The organism is Ktedonobacter sp. SOSP1-52 (assembly GCF_016587395.1).
In genome coordinates, this window is the sequence record NZ_BNJH01000001.1 from 644,604 (window position 1) to 667,735 (window position 23,132).

At 51.6% G+C, this 23,132-nt stretch carries 23 protein-coding genes and 2 pseudogenes; 12 read left to right on the forward strand and 13 right to left on the reverse strand.

Translation table 11 applies throughout. The features are described from left to right. Positions 1 to 65: 65 nt before the first annotated feature. The 3 genes from JMJ16_RS02845 (at position 66) to JMJ16_RS02855 (ending at position 2,113) form a co-directional block, all read left to right on the forward strand. Complete coding sequence (locus JMJ16_RS02845; protein WP_201378244.1) at positions 66 to 920, forward strand: alpha/beta fold hydrolase; 855 nt, start codon at positions 66 to 68, stop codon at positions 918 to 920. A 211-nt stretch (positions 921 to 1,131) separates the two neighbouring features. Further along, positions 1,132 to 1,815 carry a hydrolase gene (locus JMJ16_RS02850; protein WP_201378245.1) on the forward strand — a complete coding sequence of 228 codons (684 nt, stop codon included), beginning with the start codon at positions 1,132 to 1,134 and terminating at the stop codon, positions 1,813 to 1,815. 133 nt (positions 1,816 to 1,948) lie between these two features. Next, positions 1,949 to 2,113: a hypothetical protein gene (locus JMJ16_RS02855; protein WP_201378246.1), complete on the forward strand. Its 165-nt coding sequence runs from the start codon at positions 1,949 to 1,951 to the stop codon at positions 2,111 to 2,113. Between the two features lie 73 nt (positions 2,114 to 2,186). Here the strand turns inward: JMJ16_RS02855 and tnpB are convergent, their stop codons facing one another. From tnpB to JMJ16_RS02875, 4 genes and pseudogenes are all read right to left on the reverse strand, one after another. Further along, the gene (gene tnpB / locus JMJ16_RS02860) at positions 2,187 to 3,329 is read right to left on the reverse strand and encodes an IS200/IS605 family element RNA-guided endonuclease TnpB (protein WP_201378247.1); all 1,143 of its coding nucleotides are present in this window, start codon (positions 3,327 to 3,329) and stop codon (positions 2,187 to 2,189) included. Between the two features lies 1 nt (position 3,330). Beyond that, positions 3,331 to 3,489, reverse strand: a complete 159-nt coding sequence (locus JMJ16_RS56685) for an Arc family DNA-binding protein (RefSeq protein WP_201378248.1) — start codon at positions 3,487 to 3,489, stop codon at positions 3,331 to 3,333. A gap of 471 nt (positions 3,490 to 3,960) precedes the next feature. Next, positions 3,961 to 4,945, reverse strand: a pseudogene (locus JMJ16_RS02870) (zinc ribbon domain-containing protein); the annotation flags it as partial. A 213-nt stretch (positions 4,946 to 5,158) separates the two neighbouring features. Next, on the reverse strand, positions 5,159 to 6,310 hold the full coding sequence (locus JMJ16_RS02875) for an ATP-binding protein (protein ID WP_201378253.1): 1,152 nt from the start codon (positions 6,308 to 6,310) through the stop codon (positions 5,159 to 5,161). A gap of 1,188 nt (positions 6,311 to 7,498) precedes the next feature. Here JMJ16_RS02875 and JMJ16_RS02880 point away from each other — a divergent pair. The 8 genes and pseudogenes from JMJ16_RS02880 (at position 7,499) to JMJ16_RS02915 (ending at position 13,076) form a co-directional block, all read left to right on the forward strand. Further along, positions 7,499 to 8,287: an SDR family NAD(P)-dependent oxidoreductase gene (locus tag JMJ16_RS02880; RefSeq protein ID WP_201378255.1), complete on the forward strand. Its 789-nt coding sequence runs from the start codon at positions 7,499 to 7,501 to the stop codon at positions 8,285 to 8,287. 41 nt (positions 8,288 to 8,328) lie between these two features. Then, on the forward strand, positions 8,329 to 9,147 hold the full coding sequence (locus JMJ16_RS02885; RefSeq protein WP_201378256.1) for a MerR family transcriptional regulator: 819 nt from the start codon (positions 8,329 to 8,331) through the stop codon (positions 9,145 to 9,147). Between the two features lie 594 nt (positions 9,148 to 9,741). Further along, entirely contained in the window at positions 9,742 to 10,185 is a 444-nt protein-coding gene (locus tag JMJ16_RS02890) for a MarR family winged helix-turn-helix transcriptional regulator (RefSeq protein ID WP_201378258.1), read from the forward strand. A gap of 58 nt (positions 10,186 to 10,243) precedes the next feature. Beyond that, positions 10,244 to 10,597: an ester cyclase gene (locus tag JMJ16_RS02895; RefSeq protein ID WP_201378260.1), complete on the forward strand. Its 354-nt coding sequence runs from the start codon at positions 10,244 to 10,246 to the stop codon at positions 10,595 to 10,597. A gap of 140 nt (positions 10,598 to 10,737) precedes the next feature. After that, positions 10,738 to 11,148, forward strand: a pseudogene (locus tag JMJ16_RS02900) (transposase); the annotation flags it as partial. A 336-nt stretch (positions 11,149 to 11,484) separates the two neighbouring features. Further along, positions 11,485 to 11,847 (forward strand): Mth938-like domain-containing protein, encoded by a 363-nt coding sequence (locus JMJ16_RS02905; RefSeq protein ID WP_201378262.1) that lies wholly within the window; start codon positions 11,485 to 11,487, stop codon positions 11,845 to 11,847. A 118-nt stretch (positions 11,848 to 11,965) separates the two neighbouring features. Then, positions 11,966 to 12,133, forward strand: coding sequence for a transposase (locus JMJ16_RS02910; RefSeq protein WP_201378263.1), 168 nt, complete (start codon positions 11,966 to 11,968; stop codon positions 12,131 to 12,133). Between the two features lie 184 nt (positions 12,134 to 12,317). Next, positions 12,318 to 13,076 carry an IS3 family transposase gene (locus tag JMJ16_RS02915; protein WP_201378265.1) on the forward strand — a complete coding sequence of 253 codons (759 nt, stop codon included), beginning with the start codon at positions 12,318 to 12,320 and terminating at the stop codon, positions 13,074 to 13,076. Positions 13,077 to 14,077: 1,001 nt separating this feature from the next. Here the strand turns inward: JMJ16_RS02915 and JMJ16_RS02920 are convergent. The 3 genes from JMJ16_RS02920 to JMJ16_RS02930 form a co-directional block, all read right to left on the reverse strand. Then, the gene (locus tag JMJ16_RS02920) at positions 14,078 to 15,007 is read right to left on the reverse strand and encodes an RNA-guided endonuclease TnpB family protein (protein WP_236601155.1); all 930 of its coding nucleotides are present in this window, start codon (positions 15,005 to 15,007) and stop codon (positions 14,078 to 14,080) included. A 179-nt stretch (positions 15,008 to 15,186) separates the two neighbouring features. Continuing rightward, positions 15,187 to 15,570 carry a transposase family protein gene (locus JMJ16_RS02925; protein ID WP_201378267.1) on the reverse strand — a complete coding sequence of 128 codons (384 nt, stop codon included), beginning with the start codon at positions 15,568 to 15,570 and terminating at the stop codon, positions 15,187 to 15,189. A gap of 153 nt (positions 15,571 to 15,723) precedes the next feature. After that, on the reverse strand, positions 15,724 to 16,887 hold the full coding sequence (locus tag JMJ16_RS02930) for an RNA-guided endonuclease TnpB family protein (protein WP_201378269.1): 1,164 nt from the start codon (positions 16,885 to 16,887) through the stop codon (positions 15,724 to 15,726). Positions 16,888 to 17,331: 444 nt separating this feature from the next. Here JMJ16_RS02930 and JMJ16_RS02935 point away from each other — a divergent pair, with 444 nt between their 5' ends. Continuing rightward, positions 17,332 to 17,634 carry a hypothetical protein gene (locus tag JMJ16_RS02935; RefSeq protein ID WP_201378271.1) on the forward strand — a complete coding sequence of 101 codons (303 nt, stop codon included), beginning with the start codon at positions 17,332 to 17,334 and terminating at the stop codon, positions 17,632 to 17,634. Positions 17,635 to 18,023: 389 nt separating this feature from the next. On the opposite strand, the gene JMJ16_RS55860 is transcribed toward JMJ16_RS02935, so the two are convergent. The 6 genes from JMJ16_RS55860 to JMJ16_RS02960 all read right to left on the reverse strand — a co-directional run bounded on the left by JMJ16_RS55860 (position 18,024) and on the right by JMJ16_RS02960 (position 22,861). Further along, positions 18,024 to 18,158 (reverse strand): hypothetical protein, encoded by a 135-nt coding sequence (locus tag JMJ16_RS55860; RefSeq protein WP_255553159.1) that lies wholly within the window; start codon positions 18,156 to 18,158, stop codon positions 18,024 to 18,026. Positions 18,159 to 18,324: 166 nt separating this feature from the next. Further along, positions 18,325 to 18,804 carry a hypothetical protein gene (locus tag JMJ16_RS02940; protein WP_201378273.1) on the reverse strand — a complete coding sequence of 160 codons (480 nt, stop codon included), beginning with the start codon at positions 18,802 to 18,804 and terminating at the stop codon, positions 18,325 to 18,327. Between the two features lie 245 nt (positions 18,805 to 19,049). Beyond that, entirely contained in the window at positions 19,050 to 19,598 is a 549-nt protein-coding gene (locus tag JMJ16_RS02945; protein ID WP_201378275.1) for an SMI1/KNR4 family protein, read from the reverse strand. Between the two features lie 412 nt (positions 19,599 to 20,010). After that, positions 20,011 to 21,195: an IS256 family transposase gene (locus tag JMJ16_RS02950; RefSeq protein WP_201377957.1), complete on the reverse strand. Its 1,185-nt coding sequence runs from the start codon at positions 21,193 to 21,195 to the stop codon at positions 20,011 to 20,013. A gap of 107 nt (positions 21,196 to 21,302) precedes the next feature. Continuing rightward, the gene (locus JMJ16_RS02955) at positions 21,303 to 21,860 is read right to left on the reverse strand and encodes a hypothetical protein (RefSeq protein ID WP_201378277.1); all 558 of its coding nucleotides are present in this window, start codon (positions 21,858 to 21,860) and stop codon (positions 21,303 to 21,305) included. Between the two features lie 542 nt (positions 21,861 to 22,402). Next, on the reverse strand, positions 22,403 to 22,861 hold the full coding sequence (locus JMJ16_RS02960) for a DUF488 family protein (RefSeq protein WP_201378279.1): 459 nt from the start codon (positions 22,859 to 22,861) through the stop codon (positions 22,403 to 22,405). Between the last annotated feature and the right edge of the window lie 271 nt (positions 22,862 to 23,132).

Here is a 23,132-nt window from a genome sequence, read left to right on the forward strand (position 1 = left end):
CCACCCCTACGAAGCCGGAGCGTGTAGGACGAATATGAATGGTTTGCGTAGCCTAAGGATAAGCAATGACTGACTACATCAACAAACGCGCAGTCGTAAACAGAGTGAACCTGCACTACATCGTGGCTGGTGAAGGACCTGTGGTGCTCGGCATGCACGGTTGGCCTCAGAACCACCGTGAATACTTGCCACTGATCGAGAAACTCGCAGGTCAATACCGCTTCATCGTCCCCGATCTCAGGGGTTTCGCTGACAGCGACAAGCCCTTCTCGGGTTACGAGCCGAAGACGATCGCTCAGGATATGCTAGAGCTTCTCGCGGTCGAAGGCATCGATAAGTTTCATATCGTAAGTCATGATCTCGGTGGCCCGCCGTCAGTCGCGCTGGCCTACATGGCAGGCGATTGGGCTCTGTCGCTGTCGACGATCGAGACGCCCTTCTTTGGGCTCAATTACCCCGGCTATGTCGACCCGCGCGTGCCGTACTGGCATCTGAGCATGCATATGAACATGGACATCACGACCTTCCTCATTGAGGGGCGTGAGGATAGGTATCTACGTCACTTCTTCCGCGATTTTGCTTACAATCCCAACGCGATTCCGGAGGAAGAGGTTGAACGCTACGTCGTTCAGATGCGCCAGCCGGGCAATCTGCGCGCTAGCCTCAACCATTATGGCTACATCCCGCAGATGGCGGAGCAGACGGCCGAGCTGACGCGGGAGAAGCTGAAGGTCCCGATGCTTGCCTGGGCTGGCGTGCGCTCTTTCGGGTCGCACTGCATCGACAGTGCCAAGGCGATCTCCGTCAGCGCTCAAGGCGGCATGATCGAAGAATGCGGCCACTGGGTCTTCGAGGAAAAGACCGATTTCATTTGCCAGCAGCTCCAGGCCTTCTGGCAGCGCAATAGGGGCGCGAAATGACCACGCCCAACCCGATTGGAATGACGTCGAGATTGCCTGTCGCGATCTCTAGTATCGATCATACTACATAACCGTTTCCTCGCTGGAGGAGGCTCCCGATTTCTGGGTGAAGTGGATCGGGGTGTCCTCTTGCATGTTCAGAGAGGCAAAGGTGGCTCTGGGCGAGAGAGGAGTGCGTGCCAATCTCTTACAATCCACAAAGGAGAAAATAATGACCAGTTTACCAATGCGCGACCCCATGAAAGATCACCTGCTGACTCCGAAGAACGCAGCGCTGGTGCTTATCGACTATCAGCCGTTGCAAATCTACACCGTCAAATCGATGGATTCAGGTGACCTTATCAACAACGTCGTCACGCTTGCCAAGCTCGCGAAGGCGTTTGAACTTCCTATCATACTCACAACGGTCAATGTGAGTAATGGTGTCAATCCAGATACCATTCCGCAATTAAAGGAAGTTCTCTCGGATGTGAAATCCTATGATCGTACATCCATTAACACCTGGGAAGACAAAGAGACAGTTGCGGCTATTAAAGCCACCGGACGACGAAAACTGATCATGGGTGCATTATGGACTGAGGCTTGCCTGCTGTTCCCGACCCTTGATGCGCTCAAGGAAGGCTACGAAGTCTATCCAGTGGTGGATGCGCTTGGTGGGACGACTCCCCTGGCGCATGAGACCGCGTTACAGAGAGTATCTCAGGCGGGTGCACAACTGGTAACGTGGAACGCGGTGGCATGTGAACTTCAGCGCGATTGGGCGCGGAAAGAAACGGTCAATGGGTTCTTGCAGACGGTCGTTGATCAGAATACGGACTGGGGTTGGTTCGAGGAACTGCGAGGAGCAGGCAAGAGAAGTGCCGTCCCTGTGGCTGCTGGTGCCAGGACCAGGTAGGACAAAAACTGATCATAATTTAGGTATCCGATGCAATGAAGCGGTCCTCACTATGTGGTGAGGACCGCTTCATTGCATCATTTGCGCCAGTCCCCAGTTCAGTACTTCTGCACATCGCTGTAACACAACAGGTTTGCGTCAAAATGCTCTTGGCCTATGGGGTATCGCCTTTCTCTGCATCGCGGCCATCGCGCCCGCTGCATCGATGCTCTTTAATGTTCCGCTGATTGCTTCGCAAGCAGGGGCAGCAGCCCCCCTGGTCTTTGTGCTCTCAGCGATTGGCGTTCTGCTCCGTTGACCTACTCCCCACGCCTGAAGGGCGGGGGATTCTCTCCCTCACGAGAGAGCCTTCCTGTTTCACCGAGGACTGCCTACGCCCCTTTCGAGGTCACAGGTCTTACGTTCTCTCCGCAGGCTGATACGACTGCGAGTCCCGCAGCCAAGATGTTGTATGCAGCGTTGATGTCTCGGTCATGGCAGACACCACAACCTGGACAGACCCACTCCCGTACATCCAGGGTGAGGATGTCCAGGTTGTACCCACAGGCGCTACACGTCTTGCTGGTCGCTTCCCACCGATCAATGATGACGACCGTGCGCCCGTACCATGCCGCTTTGTATTCCAGTTGCCGCCGAATCTCACCCCATCCTACATCGCTAATGGCTTTGGCAAGACAGTGGTTTTTGAGCATGCCAGCCACATGTAAGTCTTCCAGGCAGATCACTTGGTTTTCGCGTATCAGTCTGGTGGTCACTTTGTGCTGGTAGTCTCGACGGGTATTGACAATCTTGGCATGCAGACGAGCCACTTTTTTGCGGGCCTTGTCGCGGTTCTTGCTGCCCTTTTTCTTTTTCGCGTGTCGTCTCTGAGCCTTGGCAAGCTTCTTTTCGTAGCTGTGGAGGTGCTTTGGGTTAGCGATGGTTTTCCCATCGGAGGGAATGAGCAGGGATTTGAGGCCCAGGTCCACCCCGACGACCTTCTCCGTCAGGGGAAGAGGTTCGATCCACTCTTCAACCAGCAAAGAAATGAAGTAGCGCCCTGATGGGTCTTTGGAGATGGTCACACTGGAAATACGTGTATCCTTTGGCAGTGGGCGCGACCACACAATATTGAGGGGGTCTTTCTGTTTGGCAAGAGTGAGCTTTCCCCCACGCCATGTAAAGGCGTTGTCGGTATAGGTCGCGCTCTGTCCTTTGTGCTTCTTTTTGAAGGTGGGATACTTGGCTCGCCCCTCAAAAAAGTTTTTGTAGGCGGCGTCAAGATGACGAAGGGACTGTTGCAAGGGGACGCTGCTCACATCTTTGAGCCATGCCGTCCCCTCTTCTTTTTTGAGGGCGGTGATGGCGACACTGAGTTCGGAGGTTTTGATCTTGCGTTTGTGATCAAAGTAGGCATGTTTCTTGGTCGAGAGGGCATAGTTGTACACGAAGCGACAACAGCCGAACGTTTGCGCCAGATGACGCGCCTGTTCGTCCGTTGGGTAAAAGCGGTACTTATACGCCTTCTTGACCACGTTACTGACCTTTCTTCTTTGCCTCTCGCTTCACATGCTCCTCGATTGCCGTAAGAATCTCTCCGTTGAGGGAACGGTTGTTGATGATTGCGCATATCCTGAGTTGCTTCAAAAGAGCAGGAGGAAAACGCACTGTAAGCGGTTGTGTTTCTTGTTTCATGCAACCATTTTAACACTGTAATGGTTGTATGTCAAGCGTTTTTACCCCGCCCTATCCGCCTCAAAAGGACTCGCTTGTATCCCCGTGGCTAAAGCCTGTCACTTATACACAAATATGAAAGTTTGCAGAAGATCCTCAGCATGATGCGAGGGAAAGGTGTTGAAAAAAACGCCCCTTGATGCACAATGATGTGCTTTCAGCTTGGCGAGACACGCGACTTTTTCACCGAATGTGTGTCACCTCTCGTGTGGGGAAAAACGAGGCACCTGCAGCGCATCGCTTCCGTGTTCTTTTTCAAGATCGCATATTTGTGTATAAGTGTCAGGGCTAAAGCCAGGGGCCTTACGCTCGGTTATGATAAATGCTGGACAACTCTCAAAATGCTTATGATGTTCCAGCAACGTTTTTGAGACAAAGCCAGCGACATGCTTAAATTTTCCGATATCTACCCCAATCTGAGAGCTCCCCGCGCTAAAGCAGCGGGGGTTCCAGGGGTTCGGCCCACGCTTCCAGCTCTTCATCCCGAAGGAGAAGCGCTGGCTCTTGTGGTGGTTCCCCTGAACTTTTGGGCAGACGCGCTCCGGCTCTGGTCAGACCAAAGCTTCGGGGCATGCTCTGCCCCTCTCTCGCACGTTGGATGAGACGCTCGTGTGCTGCCCGCAGGCGCGCTTCCGCACCTTCCCAATACCCCTGACACGAGGGAATGGGGTCTGCTGGATCAAGAAAGGCCGAGTAGAGATCGCGTTGCACGGGACCCACCCCACAGGAGCACTGATGCCACCGCTCTGAGAGTTGCTTCTTTACCCGCTTGCCACAGCCATGGCACCATTGGCTCAATGCAGTGGTGCGTGTTGGGACTTCTACCAGGGTGCCGCCCGTGCTTGCAACGGTGCGCTTCAGGAGTTCCACAAACATCCCTGGGGCTCGCAGTCCCACACTCTTACCAAATTGCTTCTGCCATGCTTTGTAGGAAATCTTCTCAATGATGATGGTGTTGCCCAGCGCGCACACCTCATGCACCTTACAACCGTGCAGGCTCTTGCGGTGAGCGGCCAGCTTGCGCTCTTTGCTCGCTTTGCGCCGTCGCGTGGCCTGATAGCGCTTACTCTGTTTCCACCGCAGCTTCTTTCGGCCCTGTTTCTTGATGCGCCCCTTCTCATCGTAGCGCTCTGGATTGGCGGCTCGCCACTGCCGCTCCATCTGCCGTTGCAAACGGCGAATGGCACGGCCTCAGGAGCCAATTCCGCGCAGAACACCTGCAGGATCGCCTCCCCTTCCTGGGGAACCAGGGCCAGGGTCGCGGGTCCTAGATCACCTCAACGGTGCCCTTGCCAACCTGGTGCTTGGGTTTGCGGTGGGGCTTGCCCTCCAGAGCCAATTGCACGAAGTAGCGAGAGCCCTGGGCATCAGCTCCGGCCGCTCTGGGACTGCTGGCGGGACGCTGGATGAGGCGAGCGAGTAGAGGTTAGACGCCTATTCGTGCATGCTCCTCCTACTGTGCACCAACAATAATGTCTGCTACTGAGAAGAATGTTCGCTACTCACGAATAAGAAACCCATTTAATCTGGGTGCTCATAAGGCCGCCAATCTCTGTGTAGGAGTTCTCTACCGATAGAAAGTAGAGCGCATCTGGCTCGTTGAAGTAGGCACCCATGCTGGAATGGTCTCCTACGTGGCGGATACGTGCAAAGGAAGCGAAACTGAGAAGATTGATCCTTTCCCCTCCTCACTGCTCACAGTGATTTCTCCTCCATGATGCTTGATGATCTCATGTGCAATGTATAAGCCCAGACCGAGTCCGGGAACATAGTTCTGCTTGGACGTATCAACACGATAGAAACGCTCAAAGAGTCGGTCCTGGCGCTCCTTGGGAATACCAATCCCAGCATCTTGGATGCGCACAAAAGCTCCATCTTGCACGGTCTCCAGGGAGATATCCACATAGTCTGCCTGAGGAGAATATTTGATGGCGTTGCTCAACAGGTTGGTAAAGGCTTGTCCAAGTTTGTCCCGGTCCCCACTAATTGTCGCATGCGAGGCTCCATGAATCGTTAACCTATGACCTGGGCTCGTCAGTTGTGCCGTTTCAACAATCTCGTTGATCAACGCATCCAGATCAAGAGGTTCTTTGACATAGTCCAATCTCCCTGCCTGCATTTTTGCCGCATCGAATAACTCAGTGACAAGCTTTGTCAATTGATCAATATGTTTCTCCATCTTTGTCAGAAAACGGAGAGACTCGCTTAAACCGCGCTTTTCACTTTTCTTTTTCTCAAGTTGCGTTAAACCTTTCAAGGCAGTCAATGGCGCTCGCAACTCATGACTTGCCATACTGATGAAGATATCTTTTTGCTGCTCGAGCTGTTTGCGCTCGGTAATATCGATATGGGCAACCACCGCCCCTGCATTTCCTGGAAGAGGGGTGACGCTCATCAGGTACCAACTCTGCCGCGCTGGCGAAAAACAGGGGTATTCTAAAGTAAATGAGGATTGTCTTCCTCCCAGGACCGCCTCAATACCTGCGAAAGCTTCTGGAGCCTCTTCAGCAGATGCTCCCTGTGCGTGTTTACACACGTCCAGGTAATTCATCCCTATCCCGGCACGTGTCAATTGGTCAGGTGAACAGGATTCTCGCGCCTGGCGTCTCCATGCTTCATTGACAATGTGCACTCTTCCGTTGGTATCCAGAACTGCCATCATGACCGTCACTGAGTCTAAAATAGCCTGGGCAAGAAAGTCACGAGCTTCCGGGTTCTTGGCAAAAAGACCATCAAGATGTCCGAAAGCTTGCTGGCTTTCCCCATATGGTTCATGCAGCATGCAACTACCTTCCTGGATAAAAAGGGAAGCGCTTCTGTCTCCATCAAGCTCTTCCCATTGTAATATGCATCTCTTTCCTTAGTACTATAGGAGTTCCATCCAAGCTGAACAGACGCTTCAAAAAGGAAGCCATTCCAGCATGGGTGCCTGGCTTCAACGAGAGCGAACATTATGGTTGGTGCACACCTACTGATGCGTTGGGTTTCGCTTTTGCCTCTTACATACTTTTTTTATCACAAAGTCGTCTTATGCCCGGCTCAAAAGAAACTCTCTGGCATTAGTATTCGATGGTTCGTGCAACATATATTGTATGAACTGTCGAACATTTCCTCTCCTCACGCTCGTTTGCGTTCGAGAGGTGGTACAAAATACCAGACAGCATCTTTTCGATCTGCCTTTGTTTCCACAATCAACGTATGAGGGAAAGAGAATGACCATGTTGCTGAAAGACTCACCTCTCTGGCAGCAGACGGAGAGGAACAACATACACCAGGATCCATCCTCTCGACTCCTCCTTAATGACAACAACACACACCATGGACCTTCCCACGCGCGTTCTGGCGAGTGGTCTCTCTACTCATATTTTCTTTCCTGTCCCAGCCTTCTACATTTATCTTTTCCAATAACGAGTAGTAGTACCTGAGGCCCACAACATTCTCTGAACGACTGAAATACTTTCAAAGTGCGTATACTCTTGATTATTTTCTTCTTTTGCATTATCCATTCTAATTGAATGTAATACGTTTAAACGTAAAAAACTACGTCGGCAAACCTGATCTGAACCGGCTTATCTTTCTCACAAAATGCCCATCGTCATGTCCATTGCGTTTTTAGCCCCGCGTATCAATTGGATCGCTCTGTGTCACATCTTTGCGATAACTACAGACGCCTCGCCGTAACATGCTGGACGTCTGTGGGAAGTCGCAACGTGAGCAAAAAAGTGGTGTACCCTAAAAAAGTCAGAAGAAAGCCTCTTGACTTTCACCCTACCTGAACGTTGTATGCTGGTGACAAGAGTTGTTCACCTCTCTGCAAATGAGCAGGATGGAAACGTTGGCTTTCTCTGACGCAAAAATGGCACTACGATCTGGCAGAAGAAGATGTCCTTGCGTCGGTCATTTTTTTGCTGGCTTGTAGCTGAAATGTGCTGATCGTTTGTGTTGGAGAGGCAAAAAAGGAGAAACCGAAATGGGAAAACTTGATGGAAAGGTCGCGATCGTGACCGGAGCGGGACGAGGGATAGGGCGCGCGATTGCGGAGGCATACATACAAGAAGGGGCATCGGTGACCGTAACGGCTGCGCGTGAACAGGCCGAGCTCGATCAACTCGCGAAGCAGGATGGGTCTGAGCGGGTGGTAGCACTGCTCGCCGATGTGACGAATCCAGAAGCATGTGAGCATATCGTGGACCAGACCATGAAGCAGTTTGGGCACGTCGATATTCTGGTCAATAACGCCGGTCGAGGTATGAAGTATGTCAGTACTTCTTTTCTGACGGAGCCCACTCGCTTTTGGGAGGTTGAGCCTTCGGTTTGGCGTATGATTGTAGAAACAAATGTCGATGGGCCATTCTATATGGCTCGTGCAGTGGTGACACGTTGGCTTCAGCAGCAGCGCGAGGGGAGCATCATTAACATCGGGGTGAGCTATGAAACGATGAAGCGGCGCGGTTTTTCTCCCTATGGGCCGTCGAAGGCTGCGCTCGAGGCTGCCTCGGCCATCTGGGCACAGGAGCTGAGCGAGGCGCGTATTCGTGTCAATATTCTGCTGCCGGGTAGCGCAACCAATACTGGGATGGTCCCCGCCCAGACGCCAGCGGATCTCCAGGCACGTTTGCTCCAGCCGGAGATTATACAGGCTCCGGCGGTGTTTCTCGCCTCCGACGCTTCGCGAGATCTGACCGGTCGTCGCTTGATTGCGACGGAATGGAGTGCGGAGCGTCAAGAGGGCAGGGCTATTGTGGAGGGAATTGGCTAGCTCTTCAGAGAAAATGAGCAGGTACAGCAGGAAGAGATGAGATGTTAAAAATTCGCGATTTTGCCAGGCTCGCCGGGGTATCGATGACCACCCTGCGCTACTACGACGAGATCGGGCTCCTCAAGCCGATCTCTGTTGATCCTGAGACCGGCTATCGGTTCTATATGATGGATCAGTTACCGCACCTGCATCGTATTCTGGCGTTCAAAGAGCTCGGACTGGGACTCACACAGATCGCCGAGATTCTGGACGAAAGCGTTTCTCCTCTCGCATTGCAAGGGATGCTGCGGCTCAGACAGGCACAACTCCAGCAGCAGATCCAGGCGGAACAGGAGCAACTCGTGCGCGTCGAAGCGCGCCTGCGTGCCCTTGAGCAAGGCAGTTCTCTGCCGGTCTATGACGTCGTGCTCAAAGCGGTCAGGCCAATCACAGGAGTCTCACTGCACCCGACGACGGGTGATCTGGCGGATCAAACGTGCTGGATCGACAGCATGCTGAAGCGCCATGGAGTCAAACCCATCGATCATCTGCTCGTCGTTCATACGGAGCGTGATGACGAATGCACTCCAGGTTCCGTGGAGATTGTCGCACCTGTTGATGGCAGAGACGCCGATCGGCTTTCCACACACAGTGAGGGACGGCTGACACGGTACGAGTTGCCAGCTTTTCCCCACATGGCCAGTACGCTCCATCATGGACATCCAGCGCTCGCGCTCCCGGCCTATCAAGCGCTGGGAACCTGGATGGAAAACAATGCCTACACCATCGTTGGACCACGCCGCAAGATTCGCCTGCGTCGGGAAGAGAATCTTGACGACGCGCTCACCGAGATCCAGTTTCCGGTCGAGAAAGTGCCATGAGCTGTCGTGCGGGATGGGACGTTCGAGCCACAGGAAGGAGAGAAGAGCCACTTTTTTTGCTCACGTTACGACTTCCCACAGACGTCCAGCATGTTACAGCGAGGCGTCTGTAGTTATCGCAAAGATGCGACACAGAACGATCCAATTGCCCCTTAGGCTCCCCTCTGTCTGTCAAAATCGGACCCCCAAAAATCTCCAGTCACAAGACCACCTCCGGAGGTTCGTCATGGCCAGAAAGCAAGCTCGCCCGAAAGCCGAGCTGCATGTTACCCTTTCTCCACTCCAGGTCATCTGCCAAGCATGTAGATGTCGGATGAGGATGGAGCACCATAGCCACCGAACTGTCACCACGTTACAAGGCGTGACGAGGTTAACCATCGTTTCTCCATAAATCCCCAGCATGCGGATCTGTCACCTTTTCCAGAACTCCTCTGTTCGTAGATATATGTCTTCCAAGAACCAGAAAGACCACGCAGTATGCCTTTGACATCGCCAACTATTGACAATATCAATAGTTGATGATATAGATGGAAATGCTCACCGCTTTCTCATGATGCGCGGAAATAGACAGAGCGCTCGGAGGTAAAGCAAAGAATGGATGCCCTTGAGGATACCCTCTTTCGGCAATTGGCGTCTGCCTGTTCTGAATCCAGGCAAGCCTTTGATCAACACATCGGCATGAGTCAGATACGACGGCAATTGCTGACACTGCTGTTCGAGATCGGCGAGATCAGCCATGCTGCTTTACAGCAGCAATTGGCTGTTGATGGAGCCACGATTACCCGCCTGGTCAAGCAGTTTGAGTCAGAAGGAGTGCTCAGCCGCCGCCTCGACCCTCAGGATAACCGCTACACGCTCGTCTCTTTGACGGCTTCCGGGCATGCGATCGCCGCAGAACTGCGTGCAGCGCATCGTGCTTTTCAGGCCCAGTTGCTTGATGGAATAAGCAAAGAGGAGCAGAAAATGATGATGCACTTCTTTGAACAGTTGCGTACCAATATACGTGCTATCCGGGAAATCAGCCCAGAGCAGACGTGAGCATCCTTGGCCCCTCTGGCAATTCATGCTTGAAAAAATCACTTGAAGGAGGTTTTGAATGACCGAAGCCGACATCAGGGCTTTAGCGTATCGTGCCTATGAAGCCATTAACACCAGAAACGTCGTGGCATTGGAGGAAGTCTTTGCTCCACACGTTATTCGACATGCAGCAGGAGAGACTGGCGTTGAGAGCGTCAAAAAGGCGGTGGCAAGCGCTTTTACGACCTTTCCTGAGAAGCGCTTCGTCGTCGAAGATGTGCTTGTTGAAGGCAATAAGGCCGCTCTTCGTGTCACTATTCAGGGTGTCCCAACGGTCCCCGGACAGCCCTTGCCAACCATTTTGGAGATCTTTCGCGTCGAAAACGGGCAAGTGGCGGAAGTATGGGGCGCTGGAACGCGGGCGTCGGCCTGATGCATAACGCAGAACACATTCGCGCCGTTGCCAAATGCAGGAACGCATGATAGCCGTTCCTCATGCCCCAGACGCAGATGAGCGATGGTTAGTCTGAAGAAAAAAGTGAGCCAACACAGAACATCCACCAAACTCCCTTGGGAGAAGCAACTCCGTATGCGATGCAACATCAATTAGACCGGGCCAAGTGGGATTGCGACGGGGTGCGAGGTGTGTTGCGCGCGTATGTTTGTGAAATGCTTGCGGCTCCCAATGCAGTGTTGGTGGTCGATGAGACTGGGTTTCTCAAAAAGGGGTACAAATCGGTGGGAGTTCAACGACAGGACAGTGGCACAGGTGGTCGCATCGAAAACTGCCAGGTGGGCGTGTTTCTTTCCTATGCAAGTTTGGATGGACACACATTGCTGGATCGCGAATTGTACCTGCCCAAGAGTTGGACTGACGACCAGGAGCGTTGCCGAGAAGCTCATGTACCTGCTTCAGTGACGTTCGCCACCAAACTAGAACTGGCCGCGCAAATGCTCTGGCGTAATTTAGACACTGGTCTCCCTGTCAGGACACCCTTGATTTCTCCTTGGTGACGACTGACCGCTTCCATATCTGCTTCGATTGTCACCCAGTATGTCCTCTACGTCGTGAGGTTCTAGAAGCATACCATCACCAATGAAAGAGGCTTGGCCTGACTCGATTTCTACATTCATTGCGAATCAGGCCCGCAGTCTATGGTATGGCTTCCCCCACTTTCAAGCCTCTCTCACAATGGGTCAATGCCACAGCCACGCCTTTGCTTAGTGATATATACTATGGCCAAAGCTTTTTGTCCACAGAGCACTTTTTCTTGAACGAGCCCACATTGGCATGCCACATAGATGTGGAGGAGCAACAAGATGAAACCCAGCATTGATCAGACTATCTTTGGCTCAATTACCATTGAAGGAACCGTCTTCGCGCACGATGTGATGATCAGGCAGAGTGGCCAGGTAAAAAAGCGGAAGAAAAAATTATCTAAGGCCCTCTATGGTACATCGCACATACTTTCTCAAGACGAGGCGAAATACATCTATGAAAAAGGGGCGAAACGGCTCATCATTGGCACGGGACAGTTTGGCAATGTCAGACTTTCTGATGAGGCAACTGAGTATTTCCAGCAAAAACAATGCCAGGTGGATTTGTTACCCACACCCCAGGCAATCCAAACCTGGAATGAGGCCACCGGCACAGTCATCGGTCTGTTCCATGTCACCTGTTAAGTACAAAGCGCTTTTTCAGTAATAGCTGTGTGTAAGGAAGCTCCCGTAGGCAACGTTCGATGTCCGGTATATGGTATTCTAGACAGTGAAAGATGACACCATGAAAGGAAAGGATGTCATGGAAAAGAAGACCTATACCGCCGATTTCAAAGTCAAGGCCGTGATGGAGAGTTTTCAGCGCGATACCACCCTGGAAGCCACCTGCCAGAAGTTTGGGGGTCTCTCGCTCACAGTTGATACGCTGGCGCCAAGAGTTCCAGGAGAAGGCTCCTGGCCTCTTTGCTGACAAACGCAATCCAGCGCAAAAAGCGATCAGCCAGGGCTACAAGCCAGGAGAATCGCCCGATGACCTGAAGAAGATCATCGGGGAACTCACAGTGCAAAACGAGATTTTAAAAAAAGTGCCGGGGTTATTGGGCAATGAAAACCGGCTCAGAAAGTGGAACTGGCCCATCAATTGAGTCGGCCCAATGGCCCCAAAAGCCGCGAGCCAGGTCGTTCGCGCGTTGGAGGTAGGCCGAGCCACACTCTATTGGTCCTCCAAACAAGCGGTCAAGGACAAACAGGTGGCAGTGGCGATTGAGCACTGGTACGAGGTCGATGATACCCTGGGCCATCGCAAGCTGGCCAGGCTGCTCCAGATGAGCCCCAACCGGGTGCGGCGCGTGATGCATACATACGGCATCACAGCTCGACGCAAGCGCAAAAAGTACGTCTATCCCGGCAAAGCAAGCCACATCGCGCCCAATCTGGTTCGTGAGTTGGATCCGGAGAGCATGACCGAAGTGGTGTTCTCGGACATTTTTGAGATCCAACTGGCCGATCGGACCAAAGTGCGAGGCTGCTTCACCCTCTGGAAACGAACCAGACATATTCTGGGTCTCGCCTTCGAGTATCACATGCGTACCGAGTTGGTGACAGCGGCGCTGCGAACCCTGTCTTTCGATGTGCCCGAGGCCATTTTTCACAGCGATCAAGGCAAGCAGTTTGGGGCTGAGGTCACCCGTCGGCTGCTGCTGGAGAAAGGCTTCCAACTCTCGATGAGCCGAGCTAGCACGCCAACCGACAACGGCTATGCGGAGCGGTTTGTCGGCATGTTCAAACTCGCGGTAGCCGAGCGCTGCCACTATGAGACGCTGGGAGCATTTCTGCGAACTGCCCAGGAGTGGGTGAACTTTTACAATACGCTTCGGCCTCATGAGAGTCTGGATTATCATTCACCGGATTAATATGCTCAGGACCACGGACTCCCCGATGTTCCATCAATTACCCTGTTGTGAGGTCTAGGATTTTCGGTACTGGACAGTTGGATAGTGGTGTAAATTCGTGATACACCATTACTTCCTGAACCAGCGTTTCAGCCACGTTCGCTGGCATCACCAGAAAAACCGCATGAACTAGGATTTAACCAGTTTAGGCTTAACCATACACGTCCTTGCACTGACAGATCAAGAAAGTGTGGCCTTTCCTTACGCTGCCTTGGTAGGATAGACGGCCAGCGCGTTACCTCTCGGCACGTTTCCAACCGTCCTCCCCCGAACCATGGCATGCACACTTTCTATGCACCAGGCTCTCCAGAGACCCGCATCTTTTCAATGCAACTCCCACGATGGTCTCATGACACATCCGTGTCAACCATCATTTCCTGAGTCTGGCCTCCTGTGGTACTTCGCTCAACGAATGGTTTCCCATTGGCGAACTACTATTACCACTCCGTCGCCCTGACCCTCTCGGATGGTAGGCGATCCCCAAGTTACACATCATCTTCGCTTCGTCCTTAGGCCCTCCGTACGTCGTTTCTCGTTCCCTACGAGCTGGCTCTGATGCAGGCTGTAACCACGCTGGAAACGTTCATGGTTACCATCAGACATGGGCGATGACACCGCTCCCACAGGACGCATGTATTCCGCCACGACTAGAGTTGAAGCAATCATGCCTTGACCATAGACGACCTCGCTGCCTATCTTCTGACCCTTGGTGTTAGGGTTTCAACAGACTTTTAACCCCATGCTACAGTCCCCCCCAAACCTTTCGGCGGGAAGTAAGGGGCTGCGTTACTCACTTCGCCTGAGTGAGGTCGCGCTCTCGCACGACAGAAGATCATGTGCCTCTTTGGGCGCACCTCCCAACATGCTACACTCCCCCCTCCCTTTCGAGATTCAAGCCATGTGGCAGGGATAAGTTGGGTGTGCAGTAGGTTTTCCAACAACCTACACAGCATATGCTGCACTCATTTTCGCCGTTGATGCGGCGCACCAAATTGCTGGTTGTTCCTGCACCCCATGCTCACCTCTTGTTTCCACAAGGGATTCTTGCCAATCACCAGCATTCCGATGCCTTCGCTCACCAACAGATCAATGATCCGACGGCTGGCCGTGTGCACATAGGCATCCACACGGCGATTGCGCTTCGTCGTTACACGATCGAGATGACGTGAGGTATATCGGTTCTCATGGGCGAGGCGTTGCTGCTGCTTGGCGCGCTCTTTGTTGTAGTACTGATTGAGGCTTTTGAGGGGTTTGCCACTCACCAGGCGAGGCACAAAGCCGGGCTTATCGCTGGTGATGGCTGCGAGCACATTGACGCCCACATCCACGGCTGCTCGAAGCTGCGGGTTGACCGCAGCCGGTTGGATCTCCTGCTTATAGACGACCTCCAGCATGTAGCCATCGGCGCGTGGAACGATGCGTACCTGCCTGATAGCTTCCCAGGTGATCTGGGTCGCGATCTCGATGGGCAATCCTGATGGGACCAGCTTGCCTGTACGCTTGAATGCCCTCTTGCCCAGGGCTTTTTTCTCGTAGATGAGCAGGAAGCGGCCTTTGGTCTTGTCTTGATAGCCAGGGATCTTGGGGCGTCCTGTAAAGGGAGAGGGGTCTTCGCGATAGGCCTCCATCCCTTCAAAAAAGCTGACCCAGTTGTGGTGGAGTTGGATCAGGATGGCATTACTGACTTTGCGAGGCAGGGCACAATAGGCCTCATGCTGTTTCAAGCGATGAAAGATGGCGGCGTAGGGCAGATAGGTTCCCTCGTGAATGAAGGCTTGCCGAACGTGGTAATTGGCCTGATTATAGAGGTTTTTGGAGGCAAAAGCTGCTCGATCAATGACCGCAAAGCGTGCATCCTGATGACGAATGAGATGTCGTTCGACTAACTGCACCTTGCGCCTTCTTCCTTTCCAACAACACATCCTTCGTGTCAGTGAATCTCTCTCTTGGTGCTTCACATAAGAACATTCTTTCTAACGAAACTCTACCAGAGATGTCTCCAATTGTCAATATCTGGCATGATTCCGTGGAAACGTTTATCACACCTGTTTGACTCAACAAGCGTGATGGCTCATTCCCACATCGACGCGCTCGCGGCTTTTTTCACACGGCGGGAAGCGAGCGCGTCACTGACCTCTTGGGCATCTAGTTGTCCTAACACACTCCGATAGGTGTTGTGGCAAGGCATCGCTTCGCGGTTGAGTCTCAGCTGCTGAGCCAGCCCTTTCTTACGTAAGCGGATCCAATGAGTGGCAGCACTCACGTTGGTTTCTCCGGCTAATTTCGCCAGCACAAGCAAGGTGAGCACGAGCACTAAGGAATACCGTTTCCCTTTCCTTTTGCGTGGATCAGGAAGTCCCTGGAAAACGCGGTAGAGCGAGTGAATTCCTCCCTCTTCCAACTCAAGCGGTTGAGCCGCAAGTTCGACTCCTTGAAGCAGTGTGGTATATTCCATCTGGGTCCATCCTTGTGGTCGTGTTGGTTTTCCTATTCTACAAGGATGACTGCTCCGATAAATGTAGTAAAACGTATGCAAGCACAGCCTTACTGCATCGTTCGTTGTTGTTACTTCATCCGTAGGTGCCTCAATGCCTGGGCATTTTTGGTCTTACCCCGCGTCCATAACCAAGTTAACGTCCGCGTCCGAGCCAGTACCGCTGACGACTTGATCAACCAACCCGATCAAGTGAAGGGCTTCGCGCAGAATGTTCAGAGATGCGTTATAATCTCTATCCTGCTCGAATTGGTAATAGGCGCATTTCTGGTTTTGGCAGAGAAAAACGCGGTCAGACACTGCCATGTCTTCCCACTTCCAACGGCAACAATGGCAGGTCTTACTGGAGGGAAAGAAGCGCCCCACCTTCATGACCTGTCCCCCGCGCTGCTCAACTTTGCTGGTGAGCAGGTTCAAGAGCTTGCCGAGCGAGGCATCAGAGAACGAGCGAGCGAGCTTGCGATTTTTGAGCAATCCCTTGAGATTGAGGTCTTCAATCCCAATGATCCCATAACAGTTAGCGAGCCTGGTGGTCAGCTTATGGAGCACATCCTCTCGCATGCAAGTGATACGGTAGTGCAAGCGTGCGACCTGCCGACGGGCTTTCTCCCGATTCTTTGATCCCTGTTTCCTGCGATGCAGTCGCTTATTCGCTTGACGGAGCTTCCCCAGTGCCGTTTTGAGAAATGCTTGGTTTTCGTATTCCTCTCCGGTGCTCAAGGTGACCAATCGGTTCAAGCCCACATCGATGCCAATGGCTGCAGGTCGCTTTGTTGATTGCATATCTGGAACTTCTACGGTGATCGCGATGAACCACCAATCCGCGGTGCGCGTCACCCGTGCCCCGGTGATTTTTCCCTGGAATCTCAGATTCTCCGCCATATTCACCCATCCGAGTTTGGGGATCCACACTCGGTGGTCCCCTCGTTCCATCTGATCGTTCGCGAGATAAAAGCTCGGTTTACTGCGCTTTTTGCTCTTGAATTTGGGACGGCGAGCCTTGCCCTCGAAGAACGCCGTAAAGGCTTTGCCCAGGTCCAGAATAGGCTGATCCGAAGCATTCTTCGTGACTTCCCACGTCCAGGGGAATTGCTCCCGCCTGATCTCGTTGAATTGCTTCTTGAGCTTCAAAGCGGTCGGTTTCTCTCCGGCTGCATATTGCCGATTCCATTCAGCCAATGCCCAGTTCCAGACGAACCGGCTGGTTCCCGCTGCCTTCGCGAAGTAATTGGCTTGCTCAGGTGTAGGATGCAGCCGGATCTTGTGCGCACGAATCATCGACAGTTTCCCTTACAATAGATCAAAGCGCATGATGCATGTCTATATTAGAACATTCCTTCTCCAGTGTCAAGGGAAGAGAAATGTATGTCTTTTGCCGCCATTTGATGGCGTTCTCCTATCTTCTTGAAAACTATCGCATTCTCTTTTTTTGCACTCCTTTTGGGAAAACTGAAAAGCCCTGATCTCTCCTCTGTTCTGCTTGCTTGTTCCTTACCAAGGTCTTAGAATGGAGATGGATTGTTGACAGTTAGATGGCTCGTTTGGCAATGGCCCTTGCTTTTAGCTTGGCTTTTGGAGGGCTTTCTGTAGGAGTTTTGGCCTCGTGGTATCCCAGATGAGGACGAGTGAACTCGTGAGGAATTGCAGGCGGAAAAAGAATCGGGTACGTGGCAAGTTGAAACGAAAATCGTACACATTATTACAAAGTAAAGAGGTGATCAGATGCAGCTAGCATCATCTTCTCACACCTTCAACTCCACCTCTGGCAGCGGACCACAACAGGATAGGGAAATCTTGTCATTCAGCAACCCCGTTTCACATGCAATGGCGGTTCTCAATGGCTTCGAGGTGCAGTTTTCGAACCACAAAGACCACCATTTAGGACGGCTCCAAGTCGATGTCGAAATCGACTCGATCAAAGAGGCCTTTGTGACGGTGAAAATCACCTACGGTCTGTGTGACTGGTCAGGAAGTTGGGACGATGGATATGATGGAACTGTACGCTTTTCCGTTATAGCTGATTAGACTTCTTCAGCCTCTGAAGAACAACAGATACTCTACCAGCGTTTTCTGCAGACGAGCGATGGTACGCGAGCGGGCAAGCTTACTGACCTTGACCCGTTTTCGGAGAGAGTTCTAAGTAAGGCACAATATCATTTCTTCCTACACTCTCAACGAGAAGGAGCCAATCTTCATTCCCTCGAAGGTGCTGGACAGGAAACTGAGGGAATGTTTCCTGTCCAGCACCTTCAAAACCCTCTATACTATTCCCAACAAAATATGCTCTTGTCCCTCCTGATGCCCTTGCAGCGACTTCGGCGATGGATAGGTCTTCCAGAGTGCCATGGCATCGCAAAAACGATAGGTCACCCAGACCCGTTCCCATCCGCTCCATCCAACGTCTCCAGATGAATCTACTTGACCAGGGCCTCGATCTCCTGGCGCTTGTTGTCCCAGGACAAGGGCTGCTCAAGCCATTTTTGCAGCCGACGCTGAAGCGCGTGGAGCACCTTTTCCGCAGCCTGGAGAGAAATAGTCTGTGTCTGCATCAACAAGAGCTACTCCTGCAATTACGTAAGATATTCGTGCGTATATAGTATTTCAAACTGACGAAGGAACTCTCACCCGTGCAGATAACAATCAAGGTTTTTTAGTTCTGTTCGTGCTTCCTCTGCTAAAGATGAATAAGCTTCATTCTTCTCTTCGGGTACTCTTCTAAAGCGGGTTAACATCAAGGACGAGAATGCGATCATCTTGGACGGAAGAGATACTCACCCCATCCATGCTTACCTCTTCTGAACACCAGAGAAGCTGAGTATCGCGATCAAAACACAAAACCTTGCCTATGGAAGTGGCAAGCAAGTACTCACCGGCTGGATAGAGGGTACAAAAATAGACGATGTTCCAGAAAATCTGCTGAGAAGGCTTCTCCAGTGAGAGAAAATAGATGTAGCTTCCGAAGCCAGCGACGAGCCATTGGTGCCAGATTCGAGCATCAGCAAAATACGATTGACTTCCATACAAACAGAGGAGCAGGTATGGCTCTTCTTCAAGATACGGTTCTTCCTTATAGGAAACGGTACAGTAGAAAGTCGGCGTCCCAAGGCCCTTTGGGACATTTCCCAGACGCAATGGTTCCATAGTGGTCCACGGTCTCTCTATCGTGCGCTTAATCGCTACCTGATACTCTCTCATGAAGATCCTCCCCTTGAAGAAATGTCTGGCATGATAGCAACATTCTTGGCATTTGACAATCTTTTGTTTGCGTTATATCCAGCCCTTACAGCAGGTGCTATAAAGGCTTTTCCTTTGAGGTGCAATGTAGTCGGAGTATGTAGAACCACGCTATTGGCTTGCTATAGGTCGTTTTTGCAAGTCAACGATTGTCTATTGCTAGTGCAAGCTCAAGAGTACAATTGTTACAAACAAGCCACTGCTGATCATTGTGAAATCCAGTGCCAATATTTAGAGCCTTGTGCGACGATTAGGCGATCTAGCCATTGTACAAAACTCTTTGCAATAATATTCTTTTGCCATGTCTTAACAGGGTAGCCAGTGTCTCCATCAAGGACATAACATTCATGAGGAAGTGACAAAGAATGCCTGTTAGTATCTAATATAAGTAAATCAGCATCTCCCAGGCATTCTGCGAAAACAAGAAAAGAACTTGACCAATCGTCATATAAACTTTGCCAGTGTGTATTCTTGATAAGAATGTCATTCACTGCATAAAGGGAAAAGCCCCATTGCCCATACCTGTCATCTATAAATAATTCTGCCCCGTTCGAGTAGAGCAAGAATTGCTCATAAGATGATGGTAGCTTCCAATAGCTTTTTAAGCGCTCAAGATCCTCCACAGTTGCAGGTGGAAAAAATGAAAAAGAAGCCCTCCAAACATATGCACCTTCGCCAGTAACCTCTAAATATGAATCATTGCTTAGCTTAGATCTAAGCAGCCCTAATACTTTGATAGGATCAAGCTCATCCATATTGTGCTTTTCCTTCCTTATGGCACCTGCTGTAAAGGCTGGTTCTATCGGGCAATATGGTAAGTTTGCTGTCTCACTCTGATTTTTTTATGAGGGCGATTTGTTCTAGTACATCGGTGTCAAGCAACGGTCGTGGCGCTTGCTGAACATGTTTCTCCCAGAGAGGCTGGGTTACGAACATATCCGCACCTATCTTGCCGATGCCATAACGAATGTTGTGTACTGATGAAAGGCCAGTAACCCTCACGGCGCAAGAGCCTCAGAGCTAGCGAGCACAATGGCTTCACATCCCATCATTCATTGAGAAGCATGCGAGAAAACGCTCCTGGCTGTCCTCAAGAGACAAAAAAGGCCACCTTCTCCCTCCTCGGCCACAGCAGCCGAGCGTTGATCTGCTCAATGCTCTTACGGCTTAGCTCACCGTGACCTTGTGAAAACGAATGTCCTGCATCACAGCCCACACCAGACGCACACAACTGGTTTCGCTCGTAAAGGCGTCAATCTGATCGGTTCTCTGCCGCACATTGCTAAAGAAGCCTTCAATCGCGTTGGTGCTCTGGATATGCCGATGCATCCCGACTGGAAAGTCATAAAAGGTGAGTAAGTGCTCCTCATCCTCACACAAACTGCGCACCGCTTGGGGATAGCGCTCGGCATATTTGGCTTTGAAGGCGACAAGATTGGCCAGAGCATCCTCCTTCTTCTCTGGCTTCCAGATCCCCACCAGATCGGCTTGCACCAGCTCGCGCTCTCGACGAGGAATGGCACTGAGCACATTGCGCTGCTTGTGAACCAGGCAGCGTTGGCGTGCAGTCGCTGTAAAGAGCTGGTCAAGCGCTCCCAGGAGTCCTTCATGCCCATCCGTGACAAAGAGGTCCACCTCAGTGGCTCCACGACTGCGCATGTCCTGTAAGATGCCCAGCCACCCCTCACGGCTTTCTTCGGCGCAGGCTTGCAGCGCTAAGACCTCCTTGTTTCCCTCCCCATCGACGCCCAAAATCGTCAAAATGATGCTCGCATCGCACTTGGAGCCATGACGAATGCTGAAATGAATCCCATCGAGGTACACAATGCGATAGTGCGTTTGTAACGGACGGGTGCGCCACGCCTCAAATTGTTCACTCAGGCTTTCATTCAAGCGACTCACGCTACTGGCGCTGGGAGCGACCCCCAGCAACGTGTTGGCGACCTTGCCAATTTTGTGGGTGCTGCTTCCGCTGACAAACATCTCGGTTAAGGCCTCTGCTACCTCAGGCTCATAGCGGCTGTAGCGCTCAAACGCCTGCGTATGAAACTGGCCCTCTCGATCTCGTGGAACGCTCAGATCTTCAATACGGCCACTTGTGGGCACCAGGTCGCGGGTGTAGGAGCCATTGCGATAGCCTCGACGCTGGCTGGTGCTTTCTCCCCATTCTGCGCCCAAGAACAGACGGAGTTCTTCTTGCATGATTTCTTCCATCACCACGCGGGTTGCTCCACGAATCAACTCACGCAGATGCTGATGAAAGCTCTCTTGGCTGGGAACATCCGATGGGGAGATACGTACGCTTGTCGTTGGTGACTCTGGTGTGTTATGGTGTTTTTTGTGCACAGGCATAGTCTTCCTCCTTGTCCTTTGTGCAGGACTGAGTAAAAACATTCTATGCCTGTAGTATCACCTTTTCTTTCCTCCTTGGGAAGCCTTCCCCCTTTACACAACATTCGTTATGGCATCGTGCCATAGCGAAAAAAGCCCTTTTGAGGATGCAGGAGAGGAAGAACCGTTTTGTCATCAAAAGATACTCCCCACGCTTTCTCTCCATTGCGGTCAGTCTTTGGCTGAGTAGCGAAGAAAAACACCCGGATTGGTTCGTCGTTTCCTGCCGATCCCAATTGCCACTTCAGCCGAACTTGATCCCAAATCTCGTCTTCCCAAATCTCTCTTAAATATTGAGCGATGATGCTTAGCGCACGGATGTATTCAACCTCTTCGTCTGACCAGTGGGTAGCAGGAAATATAGTGTCTGTTTTCGCCTCCACATCAATGTCCTCGAACTGAAAAGCCCAATAGCTTGTATGGGCACACCAGAGAAGCTGTTGGGTTCTATTGACGATGAGAAGGAAGGCTTTATTAGGATCGGTTTCAGGCTCCTCCTGTAAGCCAGTCCAATGGGTAAGAGCTAACTCACGTTTTACAAACACATCAATATCATCGTAAGGATGGAGGGCACGGTACCAAGAGATGACATAGCTAGCAGCAAGTTCTGGTTCCTTCTGTTCCAAGTTCTTCTCCTTCCCAATAAGGAAGCATTCCTTTTGTTGATAGAAAAAATACTACATAGGCCCTTATAGCACCAGCTGTAAGGGCTTTCCTTAATGGATGGGGAACAGTCCTGGTCAGCACGAAGGAGCCTTTGTAGTAACTGTTCAACACAGCTATCAGGGGCATCTTGGAGAAGATAGAGCCAGGTTGAAAACGAAAAGCGGAAAAAGGTGAGTTGCTCGCCAGGAAGGTTGGCTACTTCCTGTTGTAGTGGACGAAAATGTTGTGGGCAAATGGCTCCAATGTAATAGAAATGATCCTCAATATCAGCGCGATAGCGATCCCTTGTGAGAAAACCAGACGTCTGAGAGAGCGAGAGCTTTTTCAAATAATGCGTGAACATCAGCCTCGGTTTCGACGGGCATAAGGAGTTTCCCGCCATTGGGCTGTAGGGGCATACCTCACCTCGTTCCATCTTTTGGAGCATCAAAGCTGGACCATTTCATCGTGATGTGTAGTATTCTACTCGGTTTATCTTGTCATTGGCAAGGAATTTCACCGGTCAAAGAGTGGCGGGATAGAGCAACAGCCCATCGTGCACACGAAGAAACGGTGTCAATCTGTGCAGTTTCGCTGTTTTCTGGCTCTGAATCTCATAAACCTGCCAGCCCTGGACGGTCAATGCATCCGCGATCAGCGAGCGATGGCAGCGCCAGGGCACGGCCTCAGCGCACATAATGGCTGCTGTGCATTTCGTCGCACATGCTTGCAGTTTTTGCAGGCCCTCTCGAAATGCATCTGTCGCCATGTAGTCGGCGTAGCCCCGAAAGGATGTATTGTGCCAGCCTTGATTGGGTGAATCTTTCGTGGGACGTCGATGGCCTCCTAATACGCCCAGGTGGACGTAACTAATATGAGCCACCTTTAATGCCTTGGCAAGCGTCTCGCCATTAAACTGAGGAGAGCGAGCGGAAGTAGGAGCGACCCGTACATCCACGACGAGGTTGATCGCATAGGCCACTCAGCAAGGCTAAAAACTGCTCGAATGTTCTTGTTGAATGACCAATGGTATACAGTGTTTGCATAGTATATCTAGTATATCTCCACTATCAGTCCATCCACCAGATATCTGGGAAATGGTCGGGACGTGTGGTGGAGGGTCCAGGCTGGCATCACCTAAGCTCCTAATCGCGAGGAAAATATGTCAAAACCCCTCATAGAATAAACCTTCTTGGAGAGTGAATGATGCAATACCCCCCACAACCACCAACCAATCCACCATCGGAAGTCTA

Bases quoted from the DNA above. Each gene is read 5' to 3' on its own strand.
- JMJ16_RS02930 (WP_201378269.1), bottom strand. From the start codon at position 16,887: ATGATTCGTGCGCACAAGATCCGGCTGCATCCTACACCTGAGCAAGCC.
- JMJ16_RS02950 (WP_201377957.1), bottom strand. From the start codon at position 21,195: ATGCCTGTGCACAAAAAACACCATAACACACCAGAGTCACCAACGACA.
- JMJ16_RS55860 (WP_255553159.1), bottom strand. From the start codon at position 18,158: ATGCAGACACAGACTATTTCTCTCCAGGCTGCGGAAAAGGTGCTCCAC.
- JMJ16_RS02890 (WP_201378258.1), top strand. From the start codon at position 9,742: ATGGATGCCCTTGAGGATACCCTCTTTCGGCAATTGGCGTCTGCCTGT.
- JMJ16_RS02850 (WP_201378245.1), top strand. From the start codon at position 1,132: ATGACCAGTTTACCAATGCGCGACCCCATGAAAGATCACCTGCTGACT.
- JMJ16_RS02875 (WP_201378253.1), bottom strand. From the start codon at position 6,310: ATGCTGCATGAACCATATGGGGAAAGCCAGCAAGCTTTCGGACATCTT.
- JMJ16_RS02905 (WP_201378262.1), top strand. From the start codon at position 11,485: ATGAAACCCAGCATTGATCAGACTATCTTTGGCTCAATTACCATTGAA.
- JMJ16_RS02940 (WP_201378273.1), bottom strand. From the start codon at position 18,804: ATGAGAGAGTATCAGGTAGCGATTAAGCGCACGATAGAGAGACCGTGG.
- JMJ16_RS02935 (WP_201378271.1), top strand. From the start codon at position 17,332: ATGCAGCTAGCATCATCTTCTCACACCTTCAACTCCACCTCTGGCAGC.
- JMJ16_RS02880 (WP_201378255.1), top strand. From the start codon at position 7,499: ATGGGAAAACTTGATGGAAAGGTCGCGATCGTGACCGGAGCGGGACGA.
- JMJ16_RS02945 (WP_201378275.1), bottom strand. From the start codon at position 19,598: ATGGATGAGCTTGATCCTATCAAAGTATTAGGGCTGCTTAGATCTAAG.
- JMJ16_RS02925 (WP_201378267.1), bottom strand. From the start codon at position 15,570: ATGGAATATACCACACTGCTTCAAGGAGTCGAACTTGCGGCTCAACCG.
- JMJ16_RS02895 (WP_201378260.1), top strand. From the start codon at position 10,244: ATGACCGAAGCCGACATCAGGGCTTTAGCGTATCGTGCCTATGAAGCC.
- JMJ16_RS56685 (WP_201378248.1), bottom strand. From the start codon at position 3,489: ATGAAACAAGAAACACAACCGCTTACAGTGCGTTTTCCTCCTGCTCTT.
- JMJ16_RS02845 (WP_201378244.1), top strand. From the start codon at position 66: ATGACTGACTACATCAACAAACGCGCAGTCGTAAACAGAGTGAACCTG.
- JMJ16_RS02915 (WP_201378265.1), top strand. From the start codon at position 12,318: ATGGCCCCAAAAGCCGCGAGCCAGGTCGTTCGCGCGTTGGAGGTAGGC.
- JMJ16_RS02910 (WP_201378263.1), top strand. From the start codon at position 11,966: ATGGAAAAGAAGACCTATACCGCCGATTTCAAAGTCAAGGCCGTGATG.
- JMJ16_RS02885 (WP_201378256.1), top strand. From the start codon at position 8,329: ATGTTAAAAATTCGCGATTTTGCCAGGCTCGCCGGGGTATCGATGACC.